The 20,266-nt window shown below is 62.7% G+C and carries 16 protein-coding genes; 10 read left to right on the top strand and 6 right to left on the bottom strand.

Annotated features, from left to right (window positions below; all coding sequences use genetic code 11):
• Window positions 1-2: 2 nt before the first annotated feature.
• Window positions 3-824 (bottom strand): DUF1707 domain-containing protein, encoded by an 822-nt coding sequence (locus ACFT1A_RS20320; protein WP_378448472.1) that lies wholly within the window; start codon window positions 822-824, stop codon window positions 3-5.
• 9 nt (window positions 825-833) lie between these two features.
• The gene (locus ACFT1A_RS20315) at window positions 834-1,673 is read right to left on the bottom strand and encodes a DUF1707 domain-containing protein (protein WP_378448471.1); all 840 of its coding nucleotides are present in this window, start codon (window positions 1,671-1,673) and stop codon (window positions 834-836) included.
• A gap of 128 nt (window positions 1,674-1,801) precedes the next feature.
• Between ACFT1A_RS20315 and ACFT1A_RS20310 the strand changes: the two genes are divergently transcribed.
• The 3 genes from ACFT1A_RS20310 to ACFT1A_RS20300 all read left to right on the top strand — a co-directional run bounded on the left by ACFT1A_RS20310 (window position 1,802) and on the right by ACFT1A_RS20300 (window position 6,566).
• Window positions 1,802-2,221, top strand: coding sequence for a DUF5318 family protein (locus ACFT1A_RS20310; RefSeq protein ID WP_042448217.1), 420 nt, complete (start codon window positions 1,802-1,804; stop codon window positions 2,219-2,221).
• Between the two features lie 577 nt (window positions 2,222-2,798).
• Window positions 2,799-4,949: a transglycosylase domain-containing protein gene (locus tag ACFT1A_RS20305; protein ID WP_378448520.1), complete on the top strand. Its 2,151-nt coding sequence runs from the start codon at window positions 2,799-2,801 to the stop codon at window positions 4,947-4,949.
• A 39-nt stretch (window positions 4,950-4,988) separates the two neighbouring features.
• Window positions 4,989-6,566, top strand: coding sequence for a glycosyltransferase family 87 protein (locus ACFT1A_RS20300; RefSeq protein WP_378448470.1), 1,578 nt, complete (start codon window positions 4,989-4,991; stop codon window positions 6,564-6,566).
• Between the two features lie 2 nt (window positions 6,567-6,568).
• Here ACFT1A_RS20300 and ACFT1A_RS20295 read toward each other — a convergent pair whose 3' ends face one another.
• Entirely contained in the window at window positions 6,569-6,868 is a 300-nt protein-coding gene (locus ACFT1A_RS20295) for a helix-turn-helix transcriptional regulator (RefSeq protein WP_378448469.1), read from the bottom strand.
• Between the two features lie 188 nt (window positions 6,869-7,056).
• Between ACFT1A_RS20295 and ACFT1A_RS20290 the strand changes: the two genes are divergently transcribed.
• Window positions 7,057-10,899 (top strand): hypothetical protein, encoded by a 3,843-nt coding sequence (locus ACFT1A_RS20290; RefSeq protein ID WP_378448468.1) that lies wholly within the window; start codon window positions 7,057-7,059, stop codon window positions 10,897-10,899.
• 6 nt (window positions 10,900-10,905) lie between these two features.
• Here ACFT1A_RS20290 and ACFT1A_RS20285 read toward each other — a convergent pair whose 3' ends face one another.
• The 3 genes from ACFT1A_RS20285 to ACFT1A_RS20275 are packed head-to-tail and all read right to left on the bottom strand — an operon-like array spanning window position 10,906 to window position 13,670.
• Entirely contained in the window at window positions 10,906-11,685 is a 780-nt protein-coding gene (locus ACFT1A_RS20285; RefSeq protein ID WP_378448467.1) for a DUF4190 domain-containing protein, read from the bottom strand.
• A 45-nt stretch (window positions 11,686-11,730) separates the two neighbouring features.
• Window positions 11,731-12,315, bottom strand: a complete 585-nt coding sequence (locus ACFT1A_RS20280) for a GNAT family N-acetyltransferase (RefSeq protein WP_378448466.1) — start codon at window positions 12,313-12,315, stop codon at window positions 11,731-11,733.
• The gene (locus ACFT1A_RS20275) at window positions 12,315-13,670 is read right to left on the bottom strand and encodes a glycosyltransferase family 87 protein (RefSeq protein ID WP_378448465.1); all 1,356 of its coding nucleotides are present in this window, start codon (window positions 13,668-13,670) and stop codon (window positions 12,315-12,317) included. Before ACFT1A_RS20275 ends, ACFT1A_RS20280 begins: the two co-directional genes overlap by 1 nt.
• A 210-nt stretch (window positions 13,671-13,880) precedes the next feature.
• Here ACFT1A_RS20275 and rpsF point away from each other — a divergent pair, with 210 nt between their 5' ends.
• From rpsF to ACFT1A_RS20245, 6 genes are all read left to right on the top strand, one after another.
• The gene (gene rpsF / locus ACFT1A_RS20270; protein WP_003941237.1) at window positions 13,881-14,168 is read left to right on the top strand and encodes a 30S ribosomal protein S6; all 288 of its coding nucleotides are present in this window, start codon (window positions 13,881-13,883) and stop codon (window positions 14,166-14,168) included.
• Between the two features lie 64 nt (window positions 14,169-14,232).
• Window positions 14,233-14,757, top strand: a complete 525-nt coding sequence (locus tag ACFT1A_RS20265; RefSeq protein ID WP_003941248.1) for a single-stranded DNA-binding protein — start codon at window positions 14,233-14,235, stop codon at window positions 14,755-14,757.
• Window positions 14,758-14,796: 39 nt separating this feature from the next.
• A complete protein-coding gene (gene rpsR / locus ACFT1A_RS20260; RefSeq protein WP_003941245.1) occupies window positions 14,797-15,039 on the top strand; it encodes a 30S ribosomal protein S18 in 243 nt (80 codons plus the stop codon).
• 18 nt (window positions 15,040-15,057) lie between these two features.
• Entirely contained in the window at window positions 15,058-15,513 is a 456-nt protein-coding gene (rplI, locus tag ACFT1A_RS20255) for a 50S ribosomal protein L9 (RefSeq protein ID WP_378448464.1), read from the top strand.
• Window positions 15,514-16,032: 519 nt separating this feature from the next.
• Window positions 16,033-17,439 (top strand): replicative DNA helicase, encoded by a 1,407-nt coding sequence (dnaB, locus tag ACFT1A_RS20250; protein WP_019746049.1) that lies wholly within the window; start codon window positions 16,033-16,035, stop codon window positions 17,437-17,439.
• Between the two features lie 795 nt (window positions 17,440-18,234).
• Complete coding sequence (locus ACFT1A_RS20245) at window positions 18,235-19,323, top strand: oxygenase MpaB family protein (protein WP_378448463.1); 1,089 nt, start codon at window positions 18,235-18,237, stop codon at window positions 19,321-19,323.
• The last annotated feature ends 943 nt before the right edge of the window (window positions 19,324-20,266 follow it).

Raw genomic sequence — 20,266 nt, 5'->3', positions numbered from 1 at the left:
GCCTATCGAGGAGTGAAGGGAGACAGGCGGATCGGGCGGCCATCCGGGGTCAACTCCATCGAGCCGCTCGCGCCGAGGTCGTTGTCCACGTAGATGGAAATGCGTGGCTCGTTGCTCGACGAGCTCATGCCGATGTGTGAGACCTTGGCGTCGGGGACGTTGAGATTGGCGGACGCTCCGGCCAGGTATCCGGCGAGTTTGTCGATGTCGACCGAGGCGAGGTCGAAGGTAGTCGTGCTGGCCGCCCGGGATGTGGAACTCTCGCTTGGTGTGAAACCTCCACGAAAGTCGATGTCCTCCTTTAGATTCGGCGAGACTGCGGCGGCGCGAGTGACGCTTGCATGGCCGTCGTAGAAGTTAGCGGAATCGATCATCGTCGTGCCGTACTTGGCGCTGTACCGGGTGATGAACTCCCGTATTCCGCTTGCTGTGACCGTATCGAGCGTCGAACCCACAATGGGGGCAAGCGGTTCGATTGCCTGTGGTGAAACCGGCGGAGGCGCAGGGGGTGAATCGTCGGCGGACAAGGTGAGGAACCCGATCAGGCCCGCGAAGACAACCGAAGCGGCCGCGAGGTACCAGATCTTGTCGATACGGCGAACTTTCGCGACGGCGTTGCGCAACGTCGCTTTCTGCAGATCGCGGACCAGCAGATCGAGCTGGCCGAGGGTGGTCGCGGTCATGGCCGATGCCGTTCGGTTCGCATGCTCGTCCGCCGTGATCTGTCCGTCGGACAGGGCGGAGTCGAGAACGGCGCAGGTGTCGGAACGGTCGACATCGCGCGCGCGGGTGCGTGTAGAGGTAGTAGTCGGGGACCCACTCACCGGCTCACCCTAGCTCCCGTACGGGTAGGAACGAGAGATCTCGCCCCAAGGTGTGACTTCGATGCGTCCTTGGTGGCCGAGTCCGTTCTCCGCATAGATCGCGATCTCCGGGACGCCGTAGTTCGCATCCATGATCAAGTGCGTGATCGCGGCGTCCGAAACGTTGACATAGCCGCCGATGTTCGCCATGTACGGCGCGAGTTTGTCGATCTGGATGGAACCGAGGTCGAAGGTCGGCTGGCCAGTTCGCCGCGGAGTGGATGTCACATCCCGCTCGAAGCCGTCGCGAAAACTGATGGACTCGGTGAGAGCGGGAGCGTCGGGGACCGCCCGGCTCACCGAGGAGTAGTCACCGTGGAAGCTCGCGCCGTCGACGAACATGTCGCCGAACTCTTCTCGATACCTCTCGATGAATGCTCCGATTCCTTCCGGCGTCAACGTGTCGATATGTGCGATCAGGATCGGTTCGGCGGTGGGCTCCGGCACCGGGGTGGTGGTCGGCAACGGCGGAGCGAGGGAAGTAGTGCTGGCATAACTGGCAGTGATGTCTTCCGAGGGCGTCAACGGTGACCGACTCCACGCCACTGCGGCTATCGCGCCGACGACGATCAGAGCAGCAGCGCCGAGGTACCCGGCCTTGCGTGTCGTCGACGTGCGAGGCGCCGTTCTGGTCTCGATCTTCGGCACCTGCAGATCGTTGACCAGGCGTGCGAGCGCGAGCAGGGTCTTCGCGGCCTTCGCCTTCTCGGTCCGTTCGAAGTAGTCCTCTGCGCTCAACTGCCCTTCGGCGTATGCAGCTTCCAATACATTGCACGTTTCGACGCGATCGAGATCACGAGCACGCGTCATCGGAGAACGGGAAGACTTCACAGGAAGTGATCGTAATGGCTGGTCGCCATGCCCCCGGCCCCCGAAATGTGTTCATCGTGACCCTCCCGAACCGTCCGTCGGGGCGCGGACGCACGTACGCTGGTCAGGTGCGGATACAGCGGCAAGTTGTGGACTACGCGCTCGCGCGTCGGTCTGTGCTGGCCGAAGTGTCCGCGGGTAGGACCGACGTCAAGCAAGTGTGTGACGCCGATCCGTACCTACTCAGAGCCGCGAAGTTCCACGGCCGGGGCAGCGACGTCGTCTGCCCCATCTGCCGCAAGGAACAGTTGACGCTCGTGTCCTGGGTGTTCGGCGACAAGCTCGGCCAAGTTTCGGGATCCGCCCGAACCTCGGACGAGCTCGCTCGGCTTGCGGAAACAGCAGAGGAGTTCACGGTGCACGTTGTAGAGGTGTGCCGTACCTGCAGTTGGAACCACTTGGTGCAGTCCTATGTGCTCGGCGCAGTACCTGCGCCGCCGCGACCGCGGCGAGCACGCCCACCAAGCCGGCGCACCGCCAGCGAGTAACGCCACACCCGAAGAAGGGCCCGATCGAAGTCTGCACGTGATCGGTCCGTGACCACTGGAGATTTGATTCGTGAGTTCCCCCAGCAACAACAACCCGGGAGGCAACAACCCGGGTGGCCGTCCCGTCGGTCCCAACCGTCCCGCCGGACCTCCTCAGGGTCGTCCGCCGCAGGGACGTCCCATGGGTCCGCCGCCCCAGGGTCGGCCTCCGATGGGCCCACCCCCTCAGGGGCGTCCGCCGCAAGGTCGCCCGATGGGACCCCCGCCGCAGGGTCGTCCGCCGCAAGGTCGACCTTCCGGCCCGCCTCCTCAGGGCCGCCCCGCCGGACCCCCGCCGCAGGGTCGTCCGCCGCAGGGACGACCTTCCGGCCCGCCGCCACAGGATCGCGCGGGACGGGATCGCGCCGCCGGCGCTCAGGCAAACGAACCGACCCAGCGCGTCGCAGCAGCAGCAGCGACCACTCGTACCAACGCGGGCACTCGCCCGCCGGTCGGACCTCCGCCGACGAAGCCGCCGACTGGTGGCTCCGGTGGGGGTGGCAATGACGGACAACCCCCGAAGGGAAAAAAGAGCACCGTGAAGAAGAAGTCCAAGTGGCGCACAGTTCGCCGCTCGGCCTACGTCTTGGTGGCGCTCGGTCTTGTTCTGCCCGTTCTTGCCTTCATGGCCGCGTACATCGTGCAGGACGTCCCCAAGCCCGGTGACCAGAAGACCAATCAGGTGGCGACGGTCTTTGCCTCGGACGGCACCACGGTGATCAGCACCGTGGTCCCGCCGGACGAAGGTAACCGCGTCGAGGTCTCGCTCGATCAGGTGCCGATGCACGTTCGTAACGCCGTTCTGGCCGCGGAAGACCGCGACTTCTACTCGAACCCCGGATTCTCGATCTCCGGTTTCGCACGCGCAGCCCGAGACAACGTCCTCGGTCGCGACAGCGCCGGTGGTGGCTCGACCATCACGCAGCAGTACGTGAAGACGGCGCTCGTCGGCTCGGAGCGTTCGCTGACGCGAAAGATGAAGGAACTCGTTCTCTCCTCGAAGATGGCCAACGAGTGGTCCAAAGACGACATTCTCGCCGCATACCTGAACACCATCTACTTCGGTCGTGGTGCGTACGGAATCGAAGCCGCGTCCAAGGCTTACTTCGGTAAGCCCGTCGACCAGCTGTCCATCGAGGAAGGCGCCGTCCTGGCGTCGTCGATTCAGCTTCCGTCGCTCCTCGATCCCGAAACCAACCCGACCGGTGCCAAGTCCCGTTGGAACTACGTGCTCGACGGCATGGTGTCCGCCGGCACGCTGGATCAGGCTGCGCGCACGCCGATGCAGTACCCCGGTTACATCCCGCTCGCCCAGGTCGACAACAGCAGCCAGGGCTCGACCGGACCCGAAGGCCTGATCAAGCGTCAGGTGCTCAAGGAGATCGGCGACGCCGGAATCAGCGAGCAGTTGCTCAACACCGAGGGTCTGCAGATCACCACGACCATCGACCCGCAGGCGCAGGCCGCAGCGGTCGAGGCAGCGCGTTCGAACATGAAGGGTGAGCCGGAGAATCTGCGCACCGCAGTGGTCTCGGTCGACCCGAAGACCGGAGCGGTCAAGGCGTACTACGGCGGTGAGGACGGCGCGGGATATGACTTCGCGAATGCCGGACTTCAGACGGGTTCCTCGTTCAAGGTGTTCGGTCTCGCAGCCGCCCTGGATCAGGGAATTCCGCTCTCGCAGATGTACGACAGCTCGCCGCTGACCGTCAACGGCATCTCCATCGGCAACGTGGAAGGTGAAAGCTGCGGCACCTGCACCATCGCCGAAGCACTCAAGCGTTCGCTGAACACCAGCTTCTACCGTCAGATGCTCAGCCTCGACGGCAACGGCCCGCAGGCAATCGCGGACATCGCTCACAAGGCAGGTATCCCGAAGGACATCCCGGGCGTCGGCCCGTCGCTCACCGAGGGTGACGGTTCCGGTCCCAACAACGGCATCGTGCTCGGCCAGTACCAGGCCCGCGTGCTCGACATGGCGTCGTCGTACGCGACGCTCGCCGCGTCCGGCACGTATCACGCACCGCACTTCGTGCAGAAGGTCGTCGCGGCCGACGGCACCGTGTTGCTGGACCGCGGCGCACCCGCGGGCGAGGATCGCATCGACGCTGCCGTGGCGGACAATGTGACGGCTGCGATGCAGCCGATCGCGGCGTACTCGCGCGGTCACAACCTGGCCGGCGGACGTCTGTCGGCGTCGAAGACAGGTACCGCGCAGCTCGGTGACACCGGAGCCAACAAGGACGCGTGGATGGTCGGCTACACGCCGTCACTCTCGACTGCGGTCTGGGTCGGAACTCCCGACGGTGAAGCGATCACCAATTCCGGTGGCGCGATGATCTACGGCTCGGGTCTGCCTTCGGACATCTGGAAGGACACGATGGACGGCGCCCTCGACGGCACCGACAACGAAAAGTTCCCGACGCCGGGCAAGATCAACGGCCAGGCCGGTGGTGTTCCGGAGTACACGGCACCCGCACCGCCCAAGACGTCGGCACCTCCGACCACCACACCGACGACGACGGAAACCACTCCGCCGCCCGTGGTGACAACGACGCAGGTCGAGGTTCTGCCGGGCATCACGATTCCGATCCCGGGAATCTCCAGGCCGACGACAACGGCGCCGCAGGTACCGGGGGCAGGCGAGACCACTGAGGAAGAACCGGCAGGTGTGAGCCCCGGCCAGTAGTTGGAGGGTGGTCGGTTCGAAAGACGGTAACCTCGCGGAGTGGCCGCGAATGCTGATGATGCCGAACCGACCTCCCCCGCTCCGCTGGCCGAAGATCTTCGTTCGGCGGATTGGCGGGACGTTCCCAGTCGCAACGATGCGTTGGTGTCTGCGCTGTCGGGAACCGTCGGCGGTCCGGTTGGTCGTCACGCACTGATCGGACGCACCCGCTTCTTCACGCCGATGCGAGTGATCCTCCTGCTCGCCGTGGTGTTCTTGGCTTTCGGCTGGTTCGCGAAGGCCGGTTGCATTCAACAGTCGCCGGTCGGCGACACGGGGCAGGTCGGCCTCGACTGGAGTGGCAGCCGCCAGTACGTGGCGATGTGTTACTCCGACACCGTTCCGCTGTACGGAGCCGAACGCCTCGATCAAGGCGCTTTCCCGTACAAGACGTCGTGGGAAGAAGTGCGCGGCGACGGTTCGATCCAGATGCGGTACATGGAGTATCCGGTCATCTCGGGGCTCTATCAGTACGGCGCGATGAAGGTCGCCAAGGCGTGGGATTCGATCACCTGGCTGCCGGGCGCGATTCAGGTGGCGCTTTATTTCAACGTCGTCGCATTCGGGTTGGCGTTGGCGTGGCTGGTGACCGTGTGGGCGAGCACCCTGCTGGCCGGACGACGAGTGTGGGACGGCGCGCTGATCGCCTGTTCCCCGTTGGTGATCGTGCACGTGTTCACGAACTTCGATCCGTTGGCGACGGCGTTCGCGGCCGGCGGGTTGTTGGCGTGGGCGCGTAAGCGTCCGGTACTCGCAGGAATTCTGCTCGGCCTCGGCGGCGCCGCGAAGCTGTACCCGCTGCTCCTACTCGGGCCGCTCTTCGTCTTGTGTCTGCGTGCCGGCAAGACGCGGGACTGGCTGGTGACTGCTCTCAGCGCCGTCGCGGCCTGGCTTGCGGTGAACCTGCCGATCGCCGCGCTGTACCCCCACGGTTGGTACGAGTTCTTCCGGCTCAACTCCGAGCGCGGGGCTGATCCGGATTCTCTTTACAACGTGATCGCGTCGTTCACGTCGTGGAAGGGCCTCGACGGTCCTCTCGCACAAGGTGAGTCGCCGTCGAATCTCAACGCCGTCTCCCTGCTGCTGTTTGTCGCCGTCTGTATCGGTGTCGGCTACATCGCCTTGACAGCGCAGCGTCGTCCGCGCGTTGCGCAATTGTGCTTCTTGCTCGTCGCGGGCTTCCTGCTGACGAACAAGGTGTGGAGCCCGCAGTATTCGCTGTGGCTGGTGCCGCTGGCCGTGTTGGCCTTGCCTCACCGCAGACTCCTGCTCGCGTGGATGACCATCGACGCCCTGGTCTGGGTTCCACGAATGATGTACTACCTCGGCGTGTCCAACAAGGGTCTGCCCGAGCAGTGGTTCACCGGAACCGTCGTGATCCGGGACATCGCGGTGCTCGTTCTCTGCGCGCTGGTGGTGCGGCAGATCTACCGGCCGTCGGAAGACCTCGTGCGATACGGGTTCATCGACGATCCGGCGGGCGGCGTTCTCGATCAGGCGCCGGACAAACAGCCTGCCTGGCTACCCGGTTGGCTGAAGCCGTCCAAGGCAAAGGAACCGGAACCCGTCGCGGTCTGAGGTCACCACTCGTCGAGGGTGGTGTACCCGTCCTGGACCGCGCGGGCGAACAACGCCGCCTTCGTGGGAGCCGGCCGCCCGACGTCGCTGTACTTCGTGCGGATCCGAGTGATGTGTGTGTTGACGGTGCTGACGCGTAGGCCGAGTGTCTCGGCGACCTCGGACTTGGAATCCGAACGAAGCCAGGCGAGAAGTACTTCGATCTCGCGGACGCTCAGCTTCGGCTTGTGCTTGCCGTGCTTGGGGTTGCCGACTCGGGACACGTTCGCCTCGATCTTCGAAGAAATGCCGATTGCAGACATGCGAGTAGCGCCTTTCGACGGAGGGGATGGGGCGTCGACTGCCGTATTTGCAGAAGGGCTGCTGACTTCGGGCGCGACTGAGATCGAGTATTTCGATGACGCTGTCTCAGTGGAACGGGCACAACACTCTCGATACAGAGTCCATACAACAGGAAAACCTCCTACCTGCTCCGATAGAGTGCGTCGCTATGAACTCGAAGGCGGAAGCCGGCAGAAACAATCAGGTTGATCCCGCCCGGATCGAGTCGCGTAGACAGTTTGCTGAGGTGCTCACCGATGTGCGGACGGCGGCCGGACTGACGGTCCGTGACGCCGTCGAGCGGTCGGGAGGTTTGCACGGAACCGTCAGCGGATGGTTTGCCGGCCAACACCTGCCGACGCCGGCGAGTACTCCGATGTTTTTCGCGCTCCTCGAGGCTTGCGGTGTCGATTCCGACGACGAGCGGCAGCTCTGGATCAGTGCGGTGCAACGAGTGAGACAGTTGACGGCCAGACGACGCGGCGACGCCACCGTTCCGTATCGAGGACTCGAGTCGTTCCGGCAGGAGGACGCCGAGTGGTTCTTCGGTCGAGATGAACTCACTGCCAACTTGGCGGAACGGGTGGCGTCGGCGATACAGGGTGACGGCCGCCGTCAGTTCATGGTGATCGGTGCTTCCGGCTCGGGTAAGTCGTCGTTGCTGCGGGCCGGGCTCGCCCCCAAGATCGCCGGAGACGATCCACGGTTCGACGGCTGGCGGGTGGAAATCCGGCAGCCGGGTACGGGAGGAATCCCGTCGTCGATTTCAGACGAACCAACGGTCTTGATCCTCGATCAGTTCGAGGAACTGTGGACGCAGTGCGACGGTGATCGTCGCGAGGAAATACTGCAGACTCTCGCGGAACTCGGTGAGAACACCATTGCCGTCATCGGCATGCGTGCAGACTTCTACGGGCTCGCAGCGGAGGAACCGCTGTTGGTGCCGCTGCTCGACGACTCGCCGATGGTGGTCGGGCCGCTGACCGAAGAGCAGTTGCGCGAGGTGATCGTCGAGCCGGCGGTCAAGGCCGGGATGACCGTGCAGAGCGAATTGGTCCAGGTTCTGGTCGGCGAGCTGACACCACGCGGCTCGCGCACGGCCAGCGACCCCGGCGCTTTGCCATTGTTGTCGCACGCACTGCTGGGGACCTGGCAACGGTCGACGCGTAAGACGCTGACCGTCTCGGACTACTACGCCACCGACGGGATCGCCGGAGCCGTCCAGCAGAGCGCCGAGGAAGTGTACGGCGAACTGACGGAGCGGCAGCAGCAGTTGGCGCGCAGGATCTTCCTGCGCTTGGTCAACGTCGACGAAGTGACGCAGACGCGTCGGCGCGCACCGCGCACCGAGCTCTTCCTCGGTGACGACGTCGACGACGTGAACACCGTCATCGACCGGTTCGCCTTGCGGCGACTTCTCACCGTCGACGAGGAGACCGTCGAGGTTTCGCACGAGGTGTTGCTGTCCGCGTGGAGTCGGCTTCGAGATTGGATCGACTCGGACCGCGCCGGCCTGGCAGTGCATCGCCGGTTCACTTACGCGGCGCAGGTGTGGGAGGACAGTGGACGCGACCCCGGCGCACTGCTCGGACCCGCCCGTCTACATCTGACGGAAGAATGGCTGCGTTCGGGCGAGCTCGGTCTCCCACTCGAACCGAGCCAGACCCGCTCCGCCGACCTCAACGCCACCGAGCGGGAGTACCTCGCCGCGAGCCGCGAGCATCGTGATCAGCAGGAATTCGCCGATCGCCGACGCACGCGCGTGCTGCGACGGCTCGTGACTGCGCTGGCGGCTGCGTCGGTGATCGCTCTGGTGTTGGCGGTGGTTGCCACCGTCGCCGGTATCGGTGCGAATCGTCAACGTGTCCAGGCGGATACCGCGCGCGACGAGGCCATGTCGCGTCAGGTTGCCACCGAGTCCATCGGGATGCGTGAGCGGGATCCGTCGCTGGCGTCGCAGCTTGCTCTGGCGGCATTTGCGGTCAACGAAACGACCGAAGCCCGCTCGGCATTGCTGGATGCGTCGGGTGTTCATTCGGCTACTCGCATCATCGGGCCGCCCGGCGCGATGAAGGCCCGGATAAACCCAGCCGGAACTGTTGTGGCGGTAGGTGGTTCGGACGGAAAGGTCAGGCTGTATCCGATGGTGGACGGTGTGGCCTCGGCTGTTCCGCAGACAGAGTTCCTCGGCGTCTCGGAGGGCACGGCTCTCTTTGCTGTCGCCTACAGCCCGGACGGCCGGCTGCTTGCCACCGGCGGCGCCGGCGGCGCTGCACTCTGGGACGTGTCGGATCCGAAGAATCCGGTCCGTGGAACACTTCCCGTCAACGGGGAACGCGTAGTGCAGGACATGGAGTTCAGCCCCGACGGAACCAAATTGGTCGCCGGTACCTCGACGCCCGACGTCCTGCGATGGAACATCGACGCGTCCGCGAATGGTATTGCCTTGACTCCTCTTCCGCATCCAGCTGACGGTATCGTCACTGCGACGTTCAGTCCTGACGGACGGTTCCTCGTGGCGGGCGGGCGTCAATCGACATTGCGTGTGTGGGACGTCGCGAAGTGGGGTGAGGAATCGGCGCCGATCTTCGCGGCCGAGCCGAACGGCACCACCGTCCACTACCTCGGCGTCGCCTTCAGTCCGGACGGACGTGAGCTTGCGGCGGGAACCACTGGCAGAGAGGTGGTTCGGTGGGACATGAGCGATCCGGCACGCCCTGCTCCACTGACGGCACTGACGGGATTCTCCAGTTACGTCAACGAACTCAACTACGGCAAAGATGGAACACGTCTTGCTGCAGGAAGTTCCGACAACTCCGTGCGCGTTTGGGACCCGCGAACCGGAGCGTTGATCGAAACACTTCCGGACAGTGGGGCGGTGACCACCGTCGATTACAGTGACGACGGCCGCAACCTGATCACCGGAGGACTCAACGGTGTGACTCGTGTGTGGGCTCTGCCTGGGCCCGTGTGGGCGGGTGCGCGAGACACGATCTTCACCAGTCCCTTTGCCGCGGACGGCTCGCGTCTGGTGGCCGGCGTCGGTGCCAAGGGCGGGGCGATGTTGGCGTGGAACACCGAGGACCTCGATCACCCCGCGGTGATGCCGGAACTGAAACCGCAAGGGGCCGACTCTTTCAGCGGAGCATCGGCGGTGTCGGCGGACGGGAACCTGGCCGTGAGCGGCACCGGCGGCGGCGGTGCCTATCTCTGGGACCTGAGTGATCCGGCGTCGCCACGGATCTACAGCGAACCCGCTGTGTACGTGAAGGGCATCGTGGCGGTTGTCGCCCTGAATCCCGGCGGAGATCTGCTGGCAGTGTCCTCGCAGGACGACAACAGTGTGGCCTTGGTCGATGTCTCCGATCCGTCGGCCCCGAAACTGTTGTCGTTGACCGATGTCGGCTCTTACCCGCAGATGATGGCATTTCAACCGGGTGCCGACATTCTGGCGATCGCGAACGCCAAGAATGACGTTGATCTGTGGGACGTGTCGAACCCAGCGTCGCCCAGGGTGGCGGCAACGGTGGGCGGGTTCCAGAGTTACGCACTAGCAGTGTCTTTCAGTGCCGACGGAAAGCTGTTGGCCGCCGGAAGCGCGGATCACGGTGTCGCCGTGTGGGACGTACGCACACCGTCGGCGCCCGAGGAACTCGCTCGTCTTCTCGGCCCAGAGGGCGCAATCTATTCGATCTCGTTCAACCGCGCCGGTGATCGGCTTGCTGCCGGTGTCGGAGACGGAACCGTGTGGCTATGGGACATCGAAACGCCTTCACGGCCAACACGATTTGCGACGCTGTCCGCCTACCCGGGTCGCGTCAACGACGCTCAGTTCGCCGGTGAGAGTGACATGATCGCGGGCAGCGGGTCGGACAAGACGGTTCGCTTGTGGGGGATCGATCCGGGCAGCGTCGTCGACCGATTGTGCCGCACCGCAGGATCTCCCATCACGGAAGCCGAATGGGAGCGTTACCTGCCCGGTGTTCCCTACCAGGACCCGTGCGCCGGCTGACGTGGGTCAGTTCATCCAGAATTCGATGGCGGCTTCCCTACCCAGCTCGCCTCCGTTGCCGGTGATCACCAGTCCGCCGGAGGTGAGCTTGTATGTGACGTCCTTGTTGCTGACGGTGAATCCGTTGCCGGTGGGGGTCGGATCGTCGAGTTCGATGGTGGCGCCGTCGCTCAGCCGCTGACCCTTGTAGTAGTAACGGCCGACTCCGGTTTCGCAGATGACGATTCGTGATCCGGTCGTGACGGCAATGGCGACGGCAGGATTGGTGGAGTTGCAACTGGGACCGCCGGAGATGAAGCCCTGACGGTCGGTGCCGGAGACGGTAGGCGCAGGACCGATCGAGGTCGTGACGCGTGGGGGTGTTGTCGTTCTCGGCGCTGTGGTGGGTGCACTCGGCGCCCGAGTCGTGGTCGTGGAGTACGAGTACGGCGTCGTGTAGGTGAAACTCCGCGAACTCGCCTCGTTCGCGGCGTTGCCGAAAGCGGCGGCGAGCAACCCGAAGAACGCGATCCACACCACCACGGCCAGGATTCCCAGTGCGGTGAAGATGTAGCCGATGATCAGTCCGGCAAGAGCAAGTCCGTCGCCTTCTTCGCCGGTTCGTTTGATCTGGCCGCGTGCGATGTGCCCGAAGACGATCCCCAGCGGCGCGATGAGGAACGCGAAGACGAGAGCGAGTACTGCGAGCGTGTTCGTCGGCCGCCTGCCGTACGGATCAGGCTGCCCGTACGGAGCCGGTTGCCAATTCTGATTGCCCTGGTACCCGTACCCACCCTGATCGCTCATGAGGTGAATCTTGGCATGGACTTCGCCGAAGAGTGCAGGTGATGGCTAGTTTCGGATACGTGTCTCGAGTTGAGGTGCGATGGTCGGCCAGTCGTTGTCGGTCATCGAGAACAGTGCTGTTGTACGCCAACTGCCGTCGGCGCGGCGCCGGTGCTTGCGCAGCAGGCCCTCGAACTGAGCGCCGAGCTTTGCGATCGCCGCCCTGGACTGTTCGTTGAACTCGTCCGTGTGCCACTCGACGCGTACGGCTTCGAGCTGGTCGAAGGCATGGCGAAGCAGGAGCAGCTTCGATTCGGGATTGATCCCGGTTCCCTGAACCGATCGCGACAACCACGTGTATCCGATTGCAAGACTGCGGTTTACCGGGTCGATCTGGTACATGGACGTAGTGCCGACCACGGCGTTCGTCGCGATGCTCACCTGCGCGAAGGCGATCCGATTCGGGTCGTCGGCGGCTGCAGCGATGTACTTCTGTGCCTGTTCCCGATCGGTGATCGGCGCCGCGGTCCAGCGAAAGATCGCCGGGTCGTCGGCGGCCGCGAGCAGTGCGTCGGTGTGCGCGACGCTCAGGGGTTCGAGTCGTACTCGATCACCGGTCAGCGTCGGTGAATCGAACCATGATGCAGCCATCAGGCGTGCTCCCGTGAGTGTGTCGGAAGGGTGTTGTCGGAGTTGGCAATCTGATCGGTCCCGCCGGCAAGTGGATAACGCAGTGGGACTCGCAAGAACAGGAAGAAGAACACGGCGAGCAGGATGACGTGGCCCCAGACGCTCGCCTGGACGACGGCCTCGTACTTGCTCGGATCGAGATTCATGTCCAGTTGGTAGAAGTACCGGAAGACGCCGATGCCCAACGCCGCATCGACGATCAGATAGGCGACGATCCAGAACCACCGGATCTTGAACAGAACGAGGAACGGCAGGATCCACAGCGTGTACTGAGGTGAATTGACCTTGTGCAGCAACACGAATCCGCACAACATCGCGGCACTGACGGCAATCCACGGAAAGTAGCCGTCGCGGACGTAGCGTCGCCAACCCAGATACATCGCGAGCGCGAACGACGCCAGGATCATTACTGGGGACAGGATGCTCACCAGTGCGTCGTAGTCGGCGTTGAGTTCGCGAACTCCGAAACCGTAGAACGGCCGCAACCCCCAGAACCACAATGAGTTGGTGGTGATGTCGGCGCTTCGCTTCTCCTGGAAGCTGAACGACGCGCGCCAGCCTTCGTACGAGATGAGGGCGAACGGCAGGTTGACGAGGACGACGGTGGCGATCGCTGCACCCGCCGTCATCAGCGCCCCACGAACGTCGTAGCGCTTGCTTTCAGTTCCGCGTAGGAGCACGTAGGCCATGAGCGGCAGCACGAACATTCCCGGGTACAGCTTCAAGCAGAAGCCGATCGCCAGGATGACGGCCGCCAGAATCGCGCGAGTTCGCAGCGGGATCCGCTCGAACGTCATCAGGAAGATCGCGCCGACGCTGGTAGCCACCACCGGGAGTTCCCAGTTGTGGAACGCGTAGAGAACCAGCGGCGGTGTTGCCGACCACACGAGCGCGTACGCGCCGCTCATCTTGCCGAGCATCCACGCGGTGAGCAGTCCGAAAGGAGCCAGGATCAGTGCCGAGTGCAGAAGGAAGTCCGTGTCGGTGTGTGAGCCGATACCGCCCAGCCACATCAGAATTCCGCTGAGTACCGGGTATTCGACGGTTCCGCCGGTCAGGAATCCTTCGGGCGTTATCCCTCCGGTGACGAAGGGGAACAGATGCTGATCGATACCTCGTCCGAGCCAGAGCAGCTGAATGTCGGAGTAGCAGACGTCGATGTTCTTGTTGACGTCGAAGTTCAGGCTTCGGCCGTCGGGAGCGAACGGTGCGCCGCCGCATCTGGCCTTGTTGAAATAGCCCAGCGCCATCGTCAGGCCGCACAATCCGACGACCAACGCCAGGATCGACGCCGGGGTCTTGCGGTCTGTTCGCATGATTCTCACCCTAGGGGGCGGAGTGGCTCGCGGGGCGACTCGTCTGCACCACGCGTCGCGTATCGACCTGGTGATCTTCCTCGAGGGGCGGGACGATTTCCCTGGTCAAGGCCCCTCGTGTAACCTACGAGGGTTGCTGACGCAACGACCCTCCTGCCACGGATAGTCCGTGGCCGTTTTCACTTAGTCCACAGGAGGTGATGAGGTCTTATGCGTCATTACGAATTGATGGTCATCCTTGACCCCAGCCTGGACGAGCGCACTGTCGCTCCTTCACTGGATACGTTCCTCAATGTTGTGCGCCAGCACGGCGGCACGATCGACAAGGTCGATGTCTGGGGCAAGCGTCGTCTCGCCTACGAGATCCTGAAGCATGCTGAAGGTATCTACGCGGTGATCGACATCAACGCCACTCCCGCCACCGTCGCTGAGCTCGATCGTCAGCTCGGTCTGAACGAGTCGGTTCTGCGCACGAAGGTTCTGCGCCACAACAAGTAATTACTGTCGGTAGCGAGCTCTACTCTCGCGCCCAACGGTCTTACATCAATGCAGGAGGAACCACATGGCTGGCGACACCATCATCACCGTCATCGGAAACCTGACGGCTGATCCTGAACTTCGTTTCACCCCGGCGGGTGCCGCGGTTGCAAACTTCACGGTTGCTTCCACGCCCCGCACCTTCGACCGTAATTCCAATGAATGGAAAGACGGCGATGCACTGTTCATGCGTTGCAACATCTGGCGCGAAGCAGCCGAGAACGTCGCGGAGAGCTTGACCCGTGGCTCACGAGTAATCGTGAGCGGCCGGCTCAAGCAGCGTTCGTACGAAACTCGCGAGGGCGAAAAGCGAACTGTCGTCGAGCTCGAAGTCGATGAAATCGGTCCTTCACTGAAGTACGCCACGGCAAAGGTCAACAAGGCCAACCGTGGTGGCGGCGGTGGAGGCGGCAACTTCGGCGGTTCCTCCGGCGGATCGGGTGGCGGACGTCCGAGCGCTGCACCTTCGGGTGGAGACGATCCTTGGGGCAGTGCGCCTCAGGCTTCGGGCTCCTTCGGTGGTGCGGGCAGCGACGAACCGCCCTTCTGATCCGTACCTGATCAGGAACATCCAGAAAAGAGCAAAGACATGCCGAAGCCGCCCTTGCGCGACAAGGTTATGAAGAAGAAGGTCTGCACCTTCTGTAAAGAGAAGAACACGCAGATCAACTACAAGGACACGACGTTGCTGCGTAAGTACGTCAGCGATCGCGGAAAGATCCGTGCTCGCCGTGTCACCGGCAATTGCGTCCAGCACCAGCGCGACGTTGCCATTGCCGTCAAGAACTCACGTGAGGTAGCACTGCTGCCTTACGCCACCGTGGCTCGCTAAGGAAAGGGAGGAAAGAACATGAAGCTCATCCTCACCGCTGACGTGGACAACCTCGGTGCGCCTGGCGACACCGTGGAGGTCAAGGACGGCTACGGCCGTAACTACCTGCTCCCCCGCGGACTGGCAATCGTCGCCACCCGTGGCGCCGAGAAGCAGGTCGAGGGCATCCGTCGTGCACAGGAAGCGCGCGCTGTGCGCGGCCTGGATCACGCCAAGGAGCTCAAGGCAGCTATCGAGGGCCTCGAGTCCGTAACGCTGACGGTCAAGACCGCCGGTGGCTCGGGCAAGCTCTTCGGTTCGGTTACCGTCGCTGACGTCGCTGCTGCGATCAAGGCTGCCGGTGGACCGGTTGTCGACAAGCGCTCCATCGCGTTGCCGAAGGCTCACATCAAGAACACGGGCAAGCATGCCGTGGTCGTGAACCTGCACCCCGATGTGGTTGCCAAGTTCAACCTGAACGTCGTCGGCGCATAGTCGACTGTTCGTCTCGTCGGGCCCCGCACACTTCGGTGTGCGGGGCCCGATGTTTTTGTTTCGAGGTTGCGCGCGACTGCTTGGCCCCGTGCGAGGGTCCCGAATCGGACCTGGGGATAACTCTCACACTGTGATGTTCGACTTCGGTGATCAGTGATGAATCGGGCGAGGCAACACGCCCGACACGCCGACGCGCCGACTGTGGAAGAACTATTTTCATCAACAGGCCTGTGAAATTGTGGATAGCCATCTACCTAGCCGTTTGTAGTTTCTACGCAAAGTAGTCCCCAAATACTCCACAGGCGGTGCACATCGTGGGGCGGGAGTTTCCACAATGCATCCACAGGTTTATCCACAGTCCGGTTTGTATGCAGACCTACTAGTCCCTAACGTCATCTCGGCGTCTATCTACAGCCCGGCCGAATGCGGCTAGGGGATGTCGGCGGGGGCAGGTACAAATGATGAGGGCGCTGCGGTTTCTGGCAGTGTCGTCGAGTGTTTTACGGGAAGGTCTCGCTTGTGGCTGTTGTAGATGATCGAGGACCTTCCGACTTCTCAGGGCCGGACTACCCGGGCCCGCCCGAGGCCGAGCCCGATCAAGAGTTCGGACGCCAGCCACCTCAGGACATGACTGCCGAGCAGTCGGTGCTCGGCGGCATGCTGCTGAGCAAGGACGCCATCGCGGACGTGCTCGAGGTACTGCGTCCCGGTGACTTCTACCGGCCCGCCCACCAGTCCGTCTACGACGTGATCCTGGACCTTTACAGCCGTGGTGAGCCCGCCGACCCGGTGACGGTTTCCGCCGAGCTCGACCGTCGAGGTGAGCTGCGCCGTATCGGAGGTGCTGCCTATCTGGTGACCCTGACCCAGACAGTGCCCACTGCAGCCAACGCAGCCTTCTATGCCGAGATCGTGGCCGAGAAGTCCGTGCTGCGTCGTCTGGTCGACGCCGGCACTCGCATCGTCCAGTACGGCTACGCCGGCACCGAGGGCCAGGATGTTGCCGAGGTTGTCGACCGCGCGCAGGCCGAGATCTTCGAGGTCACCGAGCGTCGAACCACCGAAGACTTCGTACCCCTGACCGAGCTCCTCCAGCCGACGATGGACGAGATCGACTCCATCGCCAGCCGCGGCGGAATTTCCCTCGGTGTGCCCACCGGATTCAAGGATCTAGACGAGATCACCAACGGTCTTCACGCTGGTCAGATGATTATCGTCGCGGCGAGACCTGGTGTGGGCAAATCGACGCTTGGAATGGATTTTTTGCGTTCCTGCTCCATCACCCACGGCATGGCCAGCGTCATGTTCTCCCTGGAAATGAGCAAAACCGAGATCGTCATGCGTCTGCTGTCCGCCGAGGCAAAGATCAAGCTCGGTGACATGCGTTCCGGCAAGATGACCGACGACGACTGGACCAAGCTCGCGCGTCGTATGAGTGAGATCAGCGAGGCGCCGCTCTTCATCGACGACTCCCCCAACCTCACGATGATGGAAATTCGCGCAAAAGCGCGGCGGCTCAAGCAGAAACACGATATTCGCCTGATCGTGATCGACTACCTCCAGCTGATGAGCTCCGGTAAAAAGGTCGAGTCCCGTCAGCAGGAAGTTTCCGAATTCTCCCGTAGCCTAAAGCTTTTGGCGAAGGAGCTCGAAGTTCCGGTTGTCGCGATCTGTCAGCTCAACCGTGGTCCCGAGCAGCGAACCGACAAGCGTCCTCAGGTCGCCGACCTTCGTGAGTCCGGTTCACTCGAGCAGGACGCCGACATGGTGATCCTGCTGTACCGCCCCGACGCGACCGAGCGAGATGATCCCCGTGGCGGTGAGGCCGACCTGATTCTGGGCAAGCACCGTAATGGTCCGACCGCGACAATTACTGTGGCGCACCAACTTCACCTGTCGAAGTTCGTCGATATGGCACGGGGATAGCTGCTGCTGTGTGCTCACGCGCAGTAGCCTTCGGTGTCGTTGAGGGAGTCCAAGTCGGCCGGGGGATTCGTAGCCGGCGACCTGGCGGAGGCGATGGATCTTCGCCCGCGCCAGGTGGTACAGCGACGCACCGGTCGGTGTGAGTTCGAGAGGCCCGTGATTGGTATCTCGTCTGACGGCGCCTGTTCCGAGTGCTGTGTCGAGGTACACGTACTCCCGATGCATGAGGTGGATCGGACCCCTCACCAGCCGGTCGGGAGTTGCCGGATGCAGCGTTGAATTCCACGTGGATGCGGTGGTCAGGTAGGCGTTCGGTGCTCGGGCGAGAGTCGGGTGTGGTTGCTTCGGAAGTCAGATTGCGCTGGGAAGTGGGAACGCCGCCTCCGGTAGTCGATCGCCGTCGATGACACCAGATCCAATTGATCTTCTCGAAGCGGCGTTTCTTCGGTGGTACCCGGGGCAGAACAACTCCGGAATGGACCCCTGTACGTATGCGGTTTTGATTCGACAGGGACGGAAACGCCCTCGAAGATCTCTTCCCTCGATTGGTGCAACCACTCGGTATTGCCACTCGAGGGTTGGAAGTACGCAGCTACGGCTCCTCCGAGTTCGAACACAGCAGCGAATCGTGCAGTGGCCAAGACGCCGCACCCGGTCGGGCACGACCACAAATTACCCCCGACGATTCAGATTTCTTGCTGAAACCGGGCCTCCACTCTTGGCATCGGCCTCCGGCGCGCCTAATGTGTCAGTAGTTCCCGATCGGGAATTAAGCGCAGAAGGAGTGGAGTACAGATGGTCGCGGGTGCACGCAGCGAGCGGATCGATCCGGTCGTTACAAAGAAGAAGTTGTGGGGTACGGAATCACGATGGCGCCGGTTCGGTGAGCCGACAGCTGCTGGTCCGGGTGGAGGGAGCAACGCCGACCACGGTGTCTTCGGGCCGGGTTCCGTCGCCTGGGAGGTGCTCTTGAGTCCGGCAACCATCGTTTTCCAGAGTGCCGCTCAGATCCCCTTCCAGTTGACCTACAAGCCAATCGCTGCCGGCGTGCGGGACTGGGATCCGATTTCGCGCAAGGCTCGCAAGGGCGAACTTACCGCGTTCGATGTGTTCGATCGCATTCAGCGAAATTCAGGGATTCATGCTCCGATGTGGCTCGGTGATAGCGGCACCGCCACGCGAGTAGCCAAGCACATGAACAACATTCACGCGAAAGTAGCCGGTGACATCATCGACGTCGGCGAACCTGAGATCGGTGGATACGCAGCCAACTCCCCGCGCGATTCCATGTGGGCGGCGCTCACAGAGATGCACTCGATGCTTTGGCTCTACGAGACACTGGCATTCCGCGGGTCGAAGCTTCCCCAGAGGCTACCCGCCCACCTGCGCGACAGATTTATCTCTGAGGTGGCGGAATATTGCCGAATCTTTCCTGCCGCTGCAGAAGATCTCCCACATTCAATGGCGGATCTCGAGAATCTCTACCAGCGTGACGCTGCGCTGTTCGGGCACAGCGAGTCGATAGACACCCTTCCCGAGACCGGCGAGAACCTCAAGACAGTACTGGCCGACTCCATGAAGAAGAACCGTCACTGGAGCCAGTATCGCGTATATGCGCAGCTACTGATTCAAACCAAACTGTTCGAGCTCCCTGTACTGGCGTCGTTCAGCGGCAAGACACGCCGTTCCATGGGGGTGAGTCGACGCAAGGAGCGCATAGCCTTGGTCGCCACGAAACTGGGGCTCCCCCTCATCTGGCTTGTTCAGCGGCCGCCGATCGAGCGGTACTTCATGCGGATGATGTGGGGTCCTGACGCCGTCGCCTTGATCAAGTCGGCCCGAGCACTACATGCTGAGGCGCTTAGGAACGCGCCCCTGTTTTAGTTCCTGAACACCGGTTCGAAGCGAGCGACAACAAGGGGTATGAATCCTGGAGGGGTGCCAGAGGTGCTCACAACTTCTGCGGATATACCCACGAAACCCTTTGGAGCCCAGTTCATTCGCGGTATCTGATGTGTCCGGGTCATACCCGGCAAAATGCCCGGGCTGGAGCAAGAACCTCCGATGGTTGAACGACGCTTCAAACGACAAAGGTTCGATGGTGAGGCGCTGGGTTCCCGGTCGGGCAGAAGGCGCCTCATCGAATGACACCACTTTTCGATACGCGCCGGCCCTCTTCCTTCGTGACTCCGCTTACAACCTCGGGAGAATCTCGGCACCAGCGTGCCTCCTGGCATCACCGGCGACACCGCCGCTGGACTCCACGTGACGCCGCGAAAGCTGTCAGGAAGTATTAATTTCGGCACCCGCCATGAAAATGCTGCATGGATCAATCACTATGCGTTGGCGTGAAACGCGGGGACGACGGGTAATACCGCATTGCCGGTCACCACAACGGTGGTGACCGGTGACAGGAGCGGAAAACCTTGTCCAACAGCGGTAGCAAGGAACCGCCGACAATCAGTACCAACTCCAACGCGAGCCGGGTATTCGTGTGCGAGAAGCCTCCGATCTCGGAAACTTCACCGAAGGCTTCTCGTACTTCAACGGAGCCGAGTATCCAGCGCTTGTTACCTGTTTGCCCTGCACAGAACGCCGCTGTAACTGTCGCTCTCCTTGCTGACGATAGAGCGAAACACGGTACAGGCTAGGCGGTTTCGTCCGTAGGCTGTGAAATCACAGCTGATCGCACGGCCCAAGGCAGCGGTGATCAGCATGTGGCCACGGAGAGCAGTCGACCTGCTGGTCTCGCTCACACTCCAGGCGACTCTCGGCGTCTACGGAAGATCAGCAATTCACCGATCGCTCCGCTCGATTTTGCGGTTAC

Source organism: Rhodococcus sp. NPDC057135, from assembly GCF_042670865.1.
Taxonomy (GTDB): domain Bacteria; phylum Actinomycetota; class Actinomycetes; order Mycobacteriales; family Mycobacteriaceae; genus Rhodococcus_F.
Note: the sequence above shows the minus strand (reverse complement) of the source record. Positions and strands in the feature narration are given on the sequence as shown.

Coding starts and splice junctions, on each gene's coding strand:
- ACFT1A_RS20315 (WP_378448471.1), bottom strand. CDS start 1,673: ATGACGCGTGCTCGTGATCTCGATCGCGTCGAAACGTGCAATGTATTG.
- ACFT1A_RS20295 (WP_378448469.1), bottom strand. CDS start 6,868: ATGTCTGCAATCGGCATTTCTTCGAAGATCGAGGCGAACGTGTCCCGA.
- ACFT1A_RS20290 (WP_378448468.1), top strand. CDS start 7,057: ATGAACTCGAAGGCGGAAGCCGGCAGAAACAATCAGGTTGATCCCGCC.
- ACFT1A_RS20285 (WP_378448467.1), bottom strand. CDS start 11,685: ATGAGCGATCAGGGTGGGTACGGGTACCAGGGCAATCAGAATTGGCAA.
- ACFT1A_RS20280 (WP_378448466.1), bottom strand. CDS start 12,315: ATGGCTGCATCATGGTTCGATTCACCGACGCTGACCGGTGATCGAGTA.
- ACFT1A_RS20275 (WP_378448465.1), bottom strand. CDS start 13,670: ATGCGAACAGACCGCAAGACCCCGGCGTCGATCCTGGCGTTGGTCGTC.
- rpsF (WP_003941237.1), top strand. CDS start 13,881: ATGCGTCATTACGAATTGATGGTCATCCTTGACCCCAGCCTGGACGAG.
- ACFT1A_RS20265 (WP_003941248.1), top strand. CDS start 14,233: ATGGCTGGCGACACCATCATCACCGTCATCGGAAACCTGACGGCTGAT.
- rpsR (WP_003941245.1), top strand. CDS start 14,797: ATGCCGAAGCCGCCCTTGCGCGACAAGGTTATGAAGAAGAAGGTCTGC.
- rplI (WP_378448464.1), top strand. CDS start 15,058: ATGAAGCTCATCCTCACCGCTGACGTGGACAACCTCGGTGCGCCTGGC.
- ACFT1A_RS20245 (WP_378448463.1), top strand. CDS start 18,235: ATGGTCGCGGGTGCACGCAGCGAGCGGATCGATCCGGTCGTTACAAAG.